Raw genomic sequence first — 12,257 nt, 5'->3', positions numbered from 1 at the left:
TTCGTACAAGTTTGTTTTTTCAATGGTCTCATGCCTGTCCCGAACTTGCTTCGGGAGAACCTCGCTATGTACCTGCCTCACCGGCAGGCAGGCATTCCCCTCCCGAAGCTGGTTCGGGACAGGTTGTATGAGAAAAATTATCATGCTCGGTTTCATTCACTAATTTTGCAACCCGTTTTGAATATCTGGTTGATATCTGATTTGGTGACTTTTACTTTGAACTTAAATTATTTATGATAAATATTACGTTTCCGGATGGTGCCGTAAGGCAATATGAAAATGGCGTAACAGCTTTGGATATAGCAAAATCTATCAGCGAAGGGCTTGCAAGAAAAGTAATTGCTGCTAATGTAAATGGTAAAACCTGGGATGCAACGCGGCCAATAACGGAAGACGCTACTGTAAAATTGCTGAAGTGGGAAGATGCGGAAGGCAGATCCACTTTCTGGCATTCCACCGCGCATTTAATGGCGGAAGCTGTTGAAAGCCTGTTTCCCGGCGTAAAATTCTGGGTAGGCCCTCCGGTTGATAACGGATTTTACTATGATATGGATTTGGGAGATAAAAAGATAACGGAAGAAGATTTGAAAGCGCTGGAGAAGAAGATGAATGAACTGACGAAGCAGAATAATCCATACATAAGAAAGGAAACGCCGAAGGCAGAAGCCGTTGCCTATTTCACGCAAAAAGGCGATGAATATAAACTCGATCTGTTGCAGCATTTAGAAGATGGGAACATTACTTTTTATACGCAGGGTAATTTTACCGATCTCTGCCGTGGCCCGCATATCCCTTCCACCGGGTTTATAAAAGCCATCAAGTTGACCAATATTGCCGGCGCTTACTGGAAAGGTGATGAAAAGAATAAACAGCTTACCCGTTTGTACGGCATATCATTCCCTTCTCAAAAAGAACTGGATGAATACCTTGCCATGCTGGAAGAAGCAAAGAAACGTGATCACCGCAAACTGGGCAAAGAACTCGGTATTTATACTATGGATGATGATGTTGGCCCCGGCCTGATCATGTGGCTGCCCAACGGAACCGTTATTATTGAAGAACTGGAAAAGCTGGCAAAGGAAACAGAAGCTGCCGCAGGTTACAAACGTGTGGTTACACCACATATCGCCAAGGAAAGCATGTATTTAACCAGCGGGCATTTGCCATATTATGCCGACAGTATGTATCCGCCCATGGAAATGGAAGGAGAAAAGTATTACCTCAAATCCATGAACTGCCCGCATCACCATAAAATATATGCGGCAGAGCCCAAGAGCTACCGCGACCTGCCGTATCGCGTGGCGGAATATGGTACGGTTTACCGCTATGAACAAAGCGGTGAATTATTCGGGTTAATGCGTGTGCGTTGCCTGCACATGAACGATGCGCATATCTATTGCACCAAAGAACAGTTTGCCGATGAATTCCGCGCCGTGAATGATATGTACCTGAAGTATTTCAAAATTTTTGGTATTGATAAATATGTGATGCGCTTATCGCTTCACTCTAAAGAAAAACTTGGTATTAAATATGTGAACGAGCCAGAGCTTTGGCAGGAAACCGAAGAAATGGTGCGCAATGTTTTGGTTGAATCGGGGATCCCTTTTGTGGAAGTAGCCGATGAAGCGGCCTTCTATGGGCCTAAGATTGATGTGCAGATATATAGCGTTATCGGACGTGAATTTACGCTGGCCACTAACCAGGTTGATTTTTCGCAGCCGAGAAGCTTTAACCTTACTTATACAAAAGCGGATAATACACCCGATATTCCGCTGATCATTCACCGGGCGCCGCTGGGCACGCATGAGCGTTTCATCGGCTTTTTGCTGGAGCATTATGCAGGCAGGTTGCCGCTTTGGCTATCGCCGGTTCAGGTAAAGATCCTGCCGATAAGCGATAAATTCCTTCCATACGCAAAAGAAGTTTTCACCCGGTTAATAAAGGCCGGCATAAGGGTGGACACAGATGAGCGCAGCGAAAAAATCGGTAAAAAAATAAGGGATGCCGAATTAAGCAAAGTGCCGTATATGCTGGTTATTGGCGAACGGGAAATGACGGAAAGAAAACTGGCCATCAGGAAAAATAACAAAACAGAGCCTGAGCCGCAAACCATAGAAGAATTTATTAATTTGCTGAAAGAAGAAATTGCAGAAAGAAAATAATTTTATTTTTACAGGATGACGGCCCAATATATTCGTCTATATGACTTTTTTAAACAGCAATTGCACATAGATGAAGCAAAGACACAGATATTTATTAAAGGAATTGAAACAATAGTAGAAAATAAATTCGGAAGAGAACAAGAAAATTTTGTAAAAAATTCTGAAATGGAGAAGCTGAATTTTAAGATTGAATTATTTCGTCAAGAAGTAAAAACGGGTTTTGCGGAAGTAAGAGCTGATGTAAAATCTGATATTAACAAACTTATTATTTGGATTGTTAGCACAGGTATTGCAATTGTAGGTCTGCTTTTGGCTTTACTTAAATTGTAATTTATGCGCACGCTTACAGAACAACAATGGAATGAGATTTATGATGACATATATAAAGCTCTTTTAAAGGCTTTGCCAGATGCAGCGCAAAAAGAAGAAGATGAGTTAAAACAAATTATGGAAGAAATAAAGAGTGTTTTAACTGCTGAAGAAGTATAGATTGACATTTAACAAATTACAACTACAAAATTTATTCACGAAACAAATTTGAATGGCTTTACCTCAGAGAGGAAGATTTAATCCTCGTTTTAACAGGCAGCCCGAGCCTGAGCATCGTATAAACGAAAGAATCCGGGTACCGCAGGTACGCTTGGTTGGAGACAACGTAACTGTGGGCATTTATCCTACACAGGAGGCAATGCGCATAGCGCAGCAGCAGGAGCTTGACCTGGTTGAAATTTCACCAAATGCCGACCCGCCCGTTTGTAAAGTAATTGACTACAAAAAGTTTCTTTACGAGAAAAAGCGTAAGGAAAAGGAAATGAAGGCCAATGCCAAGCAAAGCGAAGTGAAGGAAATACGCTTTACGCCCGGCACTGACGACCACGACTTTGAATTTAAAACAAAGCACGCGGAAAGATTTTTAAAAGAAGGCGATAAAGTGAAAGCGTATGTGCAGTTCAAAGGCCGCGCCATCATGTTCAAGGAACGCGGCGAATTGCTGTTGCTGAAATTTGCCGAGCGTTTAAGCGAAGTAGGTGTTTTGGAAGGCATGCCCAAAATGGAAGGCAAGAGAATGCTGGCCATATTCGCCCCCAAACCGGTGAAGAAAAAAGTATAAACCAGTATAATAAATTTTAACCGTACAGTATGAAAAGCCTCCTGTGCGGTTTTTATTGGGTTTAGCTGAGGGTATAGAAGATAAAACCAGGCAGATCCGGCCAGCCCGTAATTGCAGTCTGCCGAAGGATAGAGGACACGCCGGCATTTCCGGCTATCCACAGACCGGCTTCTCTGTGCCAATGGCGCCTTAAGTGTATCAGCCATCTCATTTCACCACCTTTCCTTTATCCCTGAAATCTTTTGGCGTAACCACAAACCTGTTTTTAAAAACCGTGGAAAAATAGGCGGCGGAAGAAAAGCCTACATTATCGGCTATTTCAGCAATAGATATATCGGTTTCATTCAGCAGGTATTTTGCTTTTTGCAGGCGCACACTCAATATGTAATCATTCACGTTGCAGCCAAGCAATGCTTTTACTTTCCGGTATAACTGTATTCTCGAAATGCCTATCGCCCTGCATATTTCATCTATGCTAAACGATACGTTGCCCATATTCTTTTCAACAATTGAAGTGAACTCATTAATGAATTTCCGGTCGAGCTTTTTGGCGACAGGCTGGCTTTTTAATTCCACCGGCAACTGGCTGGTATAATGTTCCCGCAGTATTTCGCGGTTCTTCAAAATGCTTTTGATGGTTTCTTCCAGAAACAGCATATTAAAAGGCTTGGTTACGTAAGCGTCTGCTTTGCTTTTCATGCCTTCCACCTGTTCCTGCATGGCTGTTTTGGCAGTTAAAAGAATGATGGGTATGTGTGAAGTGCGAATGTCTGTTTTCAGCATATTCGTTATAGTAAAGCCGTCTTTTCCGGGCAGGTTAATATCGCTTATAATAAGGTCAGGCACATTGTCAAATGCCTGCCGGACGGCGGCAACGCCGTTATCTGCTTCCAGTATATCATAATTTTCACCGAGTTTTTGTGCGAGGTAGCCGCGCAAATCGGCATTGTCTTCAATTATAAGAATGGTATTATCTGATTTGCCGGCAGCGCCTGTATCATTACTTTCAATTTCTTCCCTGCCAAGCTGCGTTAAAAACATATTCTCATTAACTGTATCTTTCTCTGCATAACGTTCTTCCGCTATTTGTTCTTCTGAAAAATTTTCTTTTCCCAATGGCAATACAATAGTAAAAGTAGTGCCCTTGCCCTGTTTGCTTTGCACGCTTATGGCGCCGTTATGCAGTTGTATCAATTCTTTTGAAAGCGAAAGCCCCAGCCCGCTGCCCAGTTTATCGCCTATATTTTCCTGGTAGAATAATTCAAAAGCATGTGTTACAAATTGCGGCGACATGCCGATGCCATTGTCTTCAACCTTTACGGTAACTGTGTGCTCCTCCCTTTCAAGTTCCACATAAATATAACCGCCATCGCTGGTGAACTTAAATGCATTGGAAAGCAGGTTGAACAATACTTTATCCATCATCGAAACATCAAACCAGGTTTTTATGCTCCTTTCTTTTGTGATAAGCCGCAGGTCAATATTTCTTTTGCGCGCAATGGTTTTAAACGCACTTAATGTTTCTTCTGCAAATTGCACCAGGTCATTTTCTGTTACCTGTAATTTGTATTTGCCCGATTCTATTTTCCTGAAATCAATCAGCTCATTTACCAGTTTTAATAAACGCAGCGAATTTTTTTGTATGAGCGAAACATATTGTTTTGATACATTATCCAGCCGGTTATTATTTTTCATTTCCTCCAGCGGCGCCAGTATAAGCGTTATAGGTGTGCGAAACTCATGCGAAATATTGGTAAAGAAATTAATTTTTGCCTCCGATGCCTGTTGTGCCTGCCTGCCCAGTTCAATTAACTGGTTACGCTGGTTCAATATTTCTTCATTCTGATGCGCCAGCCGCAGGTTTATTTTTTTATTCTCCTGGAAATAATAAAACAATATACCTCCCAAAATAAGCGCCAATGCCAGTGTAACGGAAATGGCATAAATAATAAGGCTTTGGTTCTGGGTAACAAGCTCCTGCTGCTCAATTACTTTTTGCCTCCGGTCAATATCCTGCTGCTGTTCCTGCATTTTGGCATTCTGCAACTGCATAATGCGTACGTTGGTGGAGTCTATAATCACGGTGCCAAGCTGGTTTTCCCTGGGGAAAGGCTGCTTCTCCAGTATTTTCAACGCAGTTTGTATGGCTTCCTGCCCGCCTGTGGGATATAAAATAGTGGCGTCAATGTATTTGTTTGCCACCATATCAAGCCCGCCGCCTTTTACCGGCAGCCCGTCTATGCCTATAATTTTTATTTCTTTTTCCAGTCCCAGTTTTTTGCAGGCCTTGTAAGCATCCAAAGCCATAAAATCGTTTTGGGCGTAAATGAGGTCAATGTTTTTGTTTTGGCTGAGGTATGCTTCTATGGATGATGCAAAACGTTTATCTGCAGGCACCTGGTTGTTCAGCCTTTTCAGGAGCGCTATTTGCGGGTAATGGGAAATGGCCTGCACAAAACCATTGTGACGGTCAATAATATAGGATGCATTTTCGGGCATGCCGGTTATTTCTGCCACGTTGCCTTTACCTTTAAGCAGCGCAGCCGCATATTTTCCTGCATTTTCACCCACTTCATAATTGGAAGCTCCAATAAATGCCGTATGTTTTTCTGAGTTTATGCGCCTGTCCACTTCAATTACGGGAATGCCGCTGTTATACGCTTTTTCAATGGCAGGGATAAGCGCATTCATTTCGTTGGGCGAAACAATCAGCACATCGGGTTTTTGCAACAGCAGCGAATCAATCTGGCCGGCCTGCACAGCACTGTTGCCGCCGGCATCTTTATAAAGAAATTTAATATTGGTATGAAAAGAAAGCTCCCTCTGCATTTCCTGCAGCATGGTTTGCCGCCAGGTATCGCCGCCAACGCATTGCGAAAAAGCGATGGTGTATTTGTGATTTTTAATTTCCTGTTTGCAGGAAAAAGCAATTGAAATGAATGCAAAAAAGCAGCAGGCAATCCAAACAATATCCCGGCCCCTTAGCAGTTTTGTTTCCGGAGAAGGCTTCATATAATAAGATCGTTCTCCCTGCAAATTAGAATAAAACCATTACTATCAAACCGAATTGTCCGGCCGGCATTAACAATTGGGTTGTAAAAATGATACAGGTTTAAAAACTACCGTTACAAAATTAAAACCCTGCCTTTTTTATGAATTTATAATTTATTGATTATTAAACTGTTGAAAATATTTTTGCCAAATTTTATTTTTATAACAATTTGGTATAAAAACGAAACAATGCCGCTTGCCCGGGCACCTATTTTCGGGTTCTAACAGCGGGTCGTATGAACAACAGAAAAGTAATCTTTTGGTCGCTTACCGTAGCGCTTGGCGGCTTTCTCTTTGGTTTTGATACAGCAGTAATTTCAGGTGCAGAAAAATCAATCCAGCAATACTGGCAGCTTTCCGCTTTTAAGCACGGGCTCACGGTTTCCATAGCGCTCATCGGTACCATCTTCGGCGCCCTGTTTGGAAATATCCCTTCCGATAGGCTGGGCAGAAAGCAAACGCTGTTCCTGGTAGCCATATTATATATGCTGGCTTCACTGGGTACCGCCCTTGCCCATAACTGGTACCTGTTTTTATTGTTCCGGTTTTTAGGGGGCATAGGCGTAGGCGCCTCATCGGTAACCGCACCTATTTATATTTCAGAAATAGCGCCCGCTGAAAAAAGGGGCAGCCTCGTGGCGCTCTTTCAGTTCAATGTGGTATTTGGTATTGTAGTATCTTATTTATCCAATTATGTAATAGGCACTTCTTCTGAGATTTCCTGGCGCTGGATGCTTGGCGTGCAGGCCGTTCCTTCCCTGCTTTTTCTCATTTTCATTCGTTTTGTGCCCGAAACGCCGCGCTGGCTAATCTTACAGCGGGGTAAAATGGACGAGGCGAAATCTATCCTTAAAATAATCAATCCTGCCGGTTACGAAACTGATTTTAATAACATCCTTTCCAGCCATAAAAAAGAAACAGAAAGTGGGGCTGCCGAAAAACTGCTGCAGAAAAAATACCGGTCTCCCATAGTGCTGGCTGTTTTGTTTGCTTTCTTTAACCAGGTTTCCGGCATCAACGCCATTATATATTATGCGCCGCGCATTTTTGAAATGACCGGTCTCGGCACCGGCTCTTCCCTGCTTTCCACGGCCGGCATCGGGCTGGTAAACTTCATCTTTACTTTACTGGCCATTAATTTTATTGATAAGGTGGGCCGAAAAACGCTCATGCTCATTGGTTCTGCCGGCCTTATTTTATCGCTCAGCCTGGTGTCTGTGGCTTTTCTCACACACAATGCTGCCAGCTATGTGGTAGTGGCCAGCCTGCTGATATTCATAGCCTTTTTTGCTTTTTCACAGGGCGCAGTCATCTGGGTGTTTATTTCCGAGATTTTTCCAAACGAAGTAAGGGCCAAAGGCCAAACGCTGGGCAGCGTAACACACTGGGCCATGGCAGCGCTCGTTGCTTTTATTTTCCCTGCGCTTACGGAGAAGCTCGGCGGCGGCGTCACCTTCTCCTTTTTTGCCGTGATGATGGTTTTGCAACTGCTGTTTGTATGGAAACTGATGCCGGAAACCAAAGGCAAATCGCTGGAGCAGATTGAAAGCACACTGGTATTGCATTGAATAACTGTTTCATAAGAATTATACCCTTCTCTTTTTAAAGATTGCTATATGACAACAAATAAACCATACTATCCTGTTATATGTTTTGGGGAAGTGCTCTGGGATATGCTGCCGGCCGGAAAACAGCCCGGCGGCGCTCCCATGAATGTGGCGTACCACCTCTGCAAACTGGGTAAAAATACTGCCGTTATTTCCCGCATTGGCTGCGATGAGCCGGGCAACGAACTATTGGATGTTTGGAAATCGAGGAGCATAAACACTTCTTTTTTCCAGCTTGATAAAAACATAAGCACAGGCAAAGTATATGCCCGGGCCGGCAACGACCACGAAATGCACTATGATGTTGTAAAACCTGCGGCCTGGGATTGTATTCAATGGAAAGAAGAATATAACTGTCTGGTGAGCCAGGCTGAATACTTTGTTTTTGGAAGCCTGGCTGCAAGAAGCAGTGAATCAAAAGCTGCTTTGTTCAAATGCATGGAAGCGGCGCAAACCAAAGTGCTGGATATAAATCTGCGGGCGCCGCACTTCAACCGGGAAAATGTGGAAACCCTGCTTTCCAAAGCAAATATTTTAAAGTTAAACCAGGCTGAACTGCAACTGGTAGCGGGCTGGTACGGCCATTTTGAAAGCGATGAAGAAAGGGTTGGGTGGCTAAGCCAGAGATTTGGCCATAACATGGTCATTGTTACAAAAGGCGGCAATGGCGCTATGCTGCTTGCCGGTGGCAGGTTTTACCATCACCCCGGATTTCCCGTAACCGTTGCCGATACCATTGGCAGCGGCGATGCTTTTCTTGCCGGGTTTCTTGCCGGGCTGCTCGATCATAAATCTTACGACGATATGCTTTTGCAGGCATCTGCCATGGGCGCCTTCATCGCCTCCAAAACAGGCGCCTGCCCGCAATACAGCCTGGCGGATATATCAGGCTTCTGCTGCTTAAAATCCAATCAGGCTTCAATTTTCCAATCAATTTAAAACACAGTTATGAAAGGTGTGCTTACGTTTCTTGTTATGTTGCTGGCCTTGCAGGTATGGAGCCAGCAGAAAAAATTAACGGGTACAGTTGTAAACAAAGAAACCCGTGCGCCGCTGGAAGGCGTTACCATTCAATCAAAACTGCAAACCGTGGTTACAGACAGCCTCGGCGCATTCTCCATTCTTGCAGCCCCTGGTGATACGCTGCTTGTTTCGCACGTGGGCATGGAATTTAAAAAAATAACTGTGGGCAATGCCGCGACACTTACCATTGACCTGGATGTGCTTAGCAACGACCTTAACCAGGTAGTGGTTACCGGTTATACCAGCGAAAGAAAGAAAGACCTCATTGGCGCCGTATCGGTTGTAAATGTGAAAGACATGAACAAACAGTCCACCGCTAACCCCATTAAAGGCCTGCAGGGCCAGGTGCCGGGTGTTTTTATAACCAGCGATGGCGGCCCCAGCGGCAGCGGCACCAGTATTTTGATAAGAGGTATTGGTACATTAAACAGCACACAGCCTTTGTATGTAATTGACGGAGTGCCCACCACGGCCGGCATGCATGAGCTGAATGCCAACGATATTGAAAGTATGCAGGTATTGAAAGATGCTTCTGCCGCCAGCATTTACGGTTCCCGCGCTGCCAATGGCGTTATCATCATCACCACTAAAAAAGGCAGGGCCGGTAAAATGGCGGTTGATTTTAAAGGCTACACTTCTGCTTCTTATTACGCTAATAAAATGCAGGTGCTGAATACCGGCGGCTATGGCCAGGCTTTATGGCAGGCCTCGGTAAACAGCGGCGTTGACCCCAATACAAACAGCCTTTCTTACCAGTTTGACTGGGATTTGGATGCAAACGGCACACCGGTGCTGAACAAAATAATCGTGCCGGAATACCTGGATGCGGATAAAACAGAAAAAGCTTCCAATACCGACTGGTTCAAAGAAATAACCAGGGTGGGTGTAATTCAGAATTATGATCTTACCCTCTCTAACGGTAACGAAAAAGGCAGTTACCTGTTTTCCGGCGGTTATTTCAACAACAATGGCATTATTGAAACCACGCGCTTCAAGCGATATTCGGCCCGCCTGAATACGGATTATAAATTATTTAATAACCGTGTTACCATTGGCGAAAATTTTACTGTAAACAAAACAAGAGAAGGCATTTTGGCCGACGCCAATATATTGAATGTAGCGTTGCAGGCCCTGCCCATTATTCCCGTGCACACCGTAGATGGCGGCTGGGGCGGCCCTATCGGGGGCATGAACGACCGCCAAAACCCGGTGCGTGTGCTGGAAGACAATAAAGACAACCACTACGATTATATCCGTCTTTTTGGCAATGTATATGCCGATGTTACGCTTTTTAAAGGCCTTAAATTCCATTCAGGCTATGGCATTGATTACGGCAACTATAACTCCCGTGTCTTTACCAAAAAATATGTATCTGGCTATTTAAGCAGCGATGATAATTATCTTACTGTTGCTGAAAGCCAGACCACGAAGCAAACATTTACCAACACGCTTAACTATGTTAATACGTTCCATAAGCATCATATTGATGTATTGGCCGGCACGGAATATTATCACCAGTTTGACCAGAATTTCTGGGCCACCAAGCATGATTTTGATGCAGAGGATATAGACTATACCTATTTAGATGCCGGCACGGGAACAGCCACCAATGGCGGCAGTGCCGGCGAGTATGCCCTGTTCTCCCTTTTTGGAAAGATCAATTATGCCTATAACGACCGCTATCTTGCTTCCTTCACCCTGCGCCGCGACGGCTCCTCCCGTTTTGGTAAAAATAACCGGTATGGCGTGTTCCCCGCATTTTCTGCGGGATGGAGAATAAGCCAGGAAGATTTTTTCAAGAATACAAATGCGCTTTCTTTTATCAGCGACCTGAAGCTCAGGTATGGCTGGGGGCAAACCGGCAACCAGGAAATTGATAACAATGCCCAATACAATCTTTACCTCACCAGCTATTCCGGCACCAATACCGATCCCACCTGGGCCACCTCTCTGGGCACAGCTTATGATATTACCGGCGCCGGCAGCGGCACCTTATCTTCCGGCTATATTCAAACACAAACCGGCAACAGCAGCATAAAATGGGAAACCAGCATTATGAGCAACGGGGGCATTGACTTCGGGTTTCTGAATAATAAAATAATTGCCAGCGCAGATTATTTTATCAAGAAAACAAAAGACATACTTATCAAACCCGCTTACCTGGCCGTTAGCGGCGAAGGCGGTGGCCAGTGGGTAAACGGCGCTTCTGTACAAAATACAGGTATTGAAATAGCTGTAACTTATAACGGCAGGGCCGCCAAAGACCTCAGTTTTACAGTTACGGGCAATGTTTCCAATTACCGTAATAAAGTTACCAATCTGCCGGAATCTGTTTTATATGACTATGGCGGCAACGGCTCCGACCAGAATATACTGGGCAGGCCGCTTGGAAGTTTTTATGGTTATGTGGCCGATGGCCTGTTCCGCACACAAAAAGAAGTGGATGAGAGCGCCACGCAAACGGGTAAAGGATTAGGGCGCATTCGATACAAAGACTTAAATAATGACGGCGTCATTGATATTGACGACCAGACCTGGGTAGGCGCTCCGCAACCAAAACTTGTATATGGCCTGAACATTTCCGTCCAATATAAAAACTTCGATCTGTCTGCTTTCCTCCAGGGTGTGTATGGCAACACCATTGAAAACACACAAAAGTACAGTACAGATTTTTGGAGCGTTTCCGAAACCGGATCAAATAAAGGCACCCGGCTGCTGAATGCCTGGTCTCCATCCAACCCCAATTCTTCCATACCAGCACTGGCATATACGGATGATAATAATGAAAGCCGCTTTTCTACTTATTTCTTAGAGAAGGGCAGTTATACCAAACTGCGCAATTTGCAAATTGGTTACACGCTGCCGGAGAAAACGTTGAAGAAAATGAAAATAAGCACTTTCCGTATATACATTGGTGGGGATAACCTTTGGATTATTACAAAAAATAAAACATTTACGGGCATCGATCCCGAAACGCCCGATTATGGCTATCCCAACCCAAGGGTATTTACCGGCGGCCTGAACATTTCATTCTAAAGCAAAAATTAAAATACTTCGATATGACTTGCAATACATTTTTTTATAAGATCATACACAGGGCAGGGCCTTTCCCAAAAACATTACTGGCAATGGTTTTGGGCACAGCAATAATCACTGCCGGCTGCAACAAGCAATTGGATATAAATCCCAAAGGCGTTGTAAGCGAGGAACAGATAAATACCGCCGATGGAGCTGAAAAACTGGTAATAGCCGCGTATGCCCAGCTTGGCAACGACCACTACGACCAGCCTTTCAGCCTTTGGG

9 protein-coding genes are annotated in these 12,257 nt (G+C 44.3%); 8 read left to right on the top strand and 1 reads right to left on the bottom strand.

Features of this window, described 5'->3' with window-relative positions:
• Positions 1-233: 233 nt before the first annotated feature.
• The 4 genes from thrS to infC are packed head-to-tail and all read left to right on the top strand — an operon-like array spanning position 234 to position 3,273.
• Complete coding sequence (gene thrS / locus QM629_RS08725) at positions 234-2,162, top strand: threonine--tRNA ligase (protein ID WP_415159241.1); 1,929 nt, start codon at positions 234-236, stop codon at positions 2,160-2,162.
• Positions 2,163-2,177: 15 nt separating this feature from the next.
• Positions 2,178-2,492: a hypothetical protein gene (locus tag QM629_RS08720; RefSeq protein WP_415159239.1), complete on the top strand. Its 315-nt coding sequence runs from the start codon at positions 2,178-2,180 to the stop codon at positions 2,490-2,492.
• Positions 2,493-2,495: 3 nt separating this feature from the next.
• Positions 2,496-2,651 (top strand): hypothetical protein, encoded by a 156-nt coding sequence (locus QM629_RS08715; RefSeq protein WP_415159237.1) that lies wholly within the window; start codon positions 2,496-2,498, stop codon positions 2,649-2,651.
• Between the two features lie 52 nt (positions 2,652-2,703).
• Positions 2,704-3,273 carry a translation initiation factor IF-3 gene (infC, locus tag QM629_RS08710; protein ID WP_415159235.1) on the top strand — a complete coding sequence of 190 codons (570 nt, stop codon included), beginning with the start codon at positions 2,704-2,706 and terminating at the stop codon, positions 3,271-3,273.
• Between the two features lie 207 nt (positions 3,274-3,480).
• Here the strand turns inward: infC and QM629_RS08705 are convergent, their stop codons facing one another.
• Positions 3,481-6,285: a substrate-binding domain-containing protein gene (locus QM629_RS08705; RefSeq protein WP_415159233.1), complete on the bottom strand. Its 2,805-nt coding sequence runs from the start codon at positions 6,283-6,285 to the stop codon at positions 3,481-3,483.
• Positions 6,286-6,560: 275 nt separating this feature from the next.
• Here QM629_RS08705 and QM629_RS08700 point away from each other — a divergent pair, with 275 nt between their 5' ends.
• The 4 genes from QM629_RS08700 to QM629_RS08685 all read left to right on the top strand — a co-directional run.
• Positions 6,561-7,892: a sugar porter family MFS transporter gene (locus QM629_RS08700; RefSeq protein WP_415159231.1), complete on the top strand. Its 1,332-nt coding sequence runs from the start codon at positions 6,561-6,563 to the stop codon at positions 7,890-7,892.
• Between the two features lie 48 nt (positions 7,893-7,940).
• The gene (locus QM629_RS08695; protein ID WP_415159229.1) at positions 7,941-8,870 is read left to right on the top strand and encodes a carbohydrate kinase family protein; all 930 of its coding nucleotides are present in this window, start codon (positions 7,941-7,943) and stop codon (positions 8,868-8,870) included.
• Positions 8,871-8,879: 9 nt separating this feature from the next.
• Positions 8,880-11,990, top strand: coding sequence for a SusC/RagA family TonB-linked outer membrane protein (locus QM629_RS08690; protein WP_415159227.1), 3,111 nt, complete (start codon positions 8,880-8,882; stop codon positions 11,988-11,990).
• Between the two features lie 23 nt (positions 11,991-12,013).
• The coding region (locus QM629_RS08685) for a hypothetical protein (RefSeq protein ID WP_415159225.1) at positions 12,014-12,257 on the top strand (244 nt) is incomplete at its 3' end.

Source organism: Parafilimonas sp., from assembly GCF_047606085.1.
Taxonomy (GTDB): Bacteria; Bacteroidota; Bacteroidia; order Chitinophagales; family Chitinophagaceae; genus Parafilimonas.
Note: the sequence above shows the minus strand (reverse complement) of the source record. Positions and strands in the feature narration are given on the sequence as shown.

What these genes read in the sequence shown, in the direction of transcription:
- infC (WP_415159235.1), top strand. Translation starts at nt 2,704, where the DNA reads ATGGCTTTACCTCAGAGAGGAAGATTTAATCCTCGTTTTAACAGGCAG.
- QM629_RS08700 (WP_415159231.1), top strand. Translation starts at nt 6,561, where the DNA reads ATGAACAACAGAAAAGTAATCTTTTGGTCGCTTACCGTAGCGCTTGGC.
- QM629_RS08690 (WP_415159227.1), top strand. Translation starts at nt 8,880, where the DNA reads ATGAAAGGTGTGCTTACGTTTCTTGTTATGTTGCTGGCCTTGCAGGTA.
- thrS (WP_415159241.1), top strand. Translation starts at nt 234, where the DNA reads ATGATAAATATTACGTTTCCGGATGGTGCCGTAAGGCAATATGAAAAT.
- QM629_RS08720 (WP_415159239.1), top strand. Translation starts at nt 2,178, where the DNA reads ATGACGGCCCAATATATTCGTCTATATGACTTTTTTAAACAGCAATTG.
- QM629_RS08705 (WP_415159233.1), bottom strand. Translation starts at nt 6,285, where the DNA reads ATGAAGCCTTCTCCGGAAACAAAACTGCTAAGGGGCCGGGATATTGTT.
- QM629_RS08715 (WP_415159237.1), top strand. Translation starts at nt 2,496, where the DNA reads ATGCGCACGCTTACAGAACAACAATGGAATGAGATTTATGATGACATA.
- QM629_RS08695 (WP_415159229.1), top strand. Translation starts at nt 7,941, where the DNA reads ATGACAACAAATAAACCATACTATCCTGTTATATGTTTTGGGGAAGTG.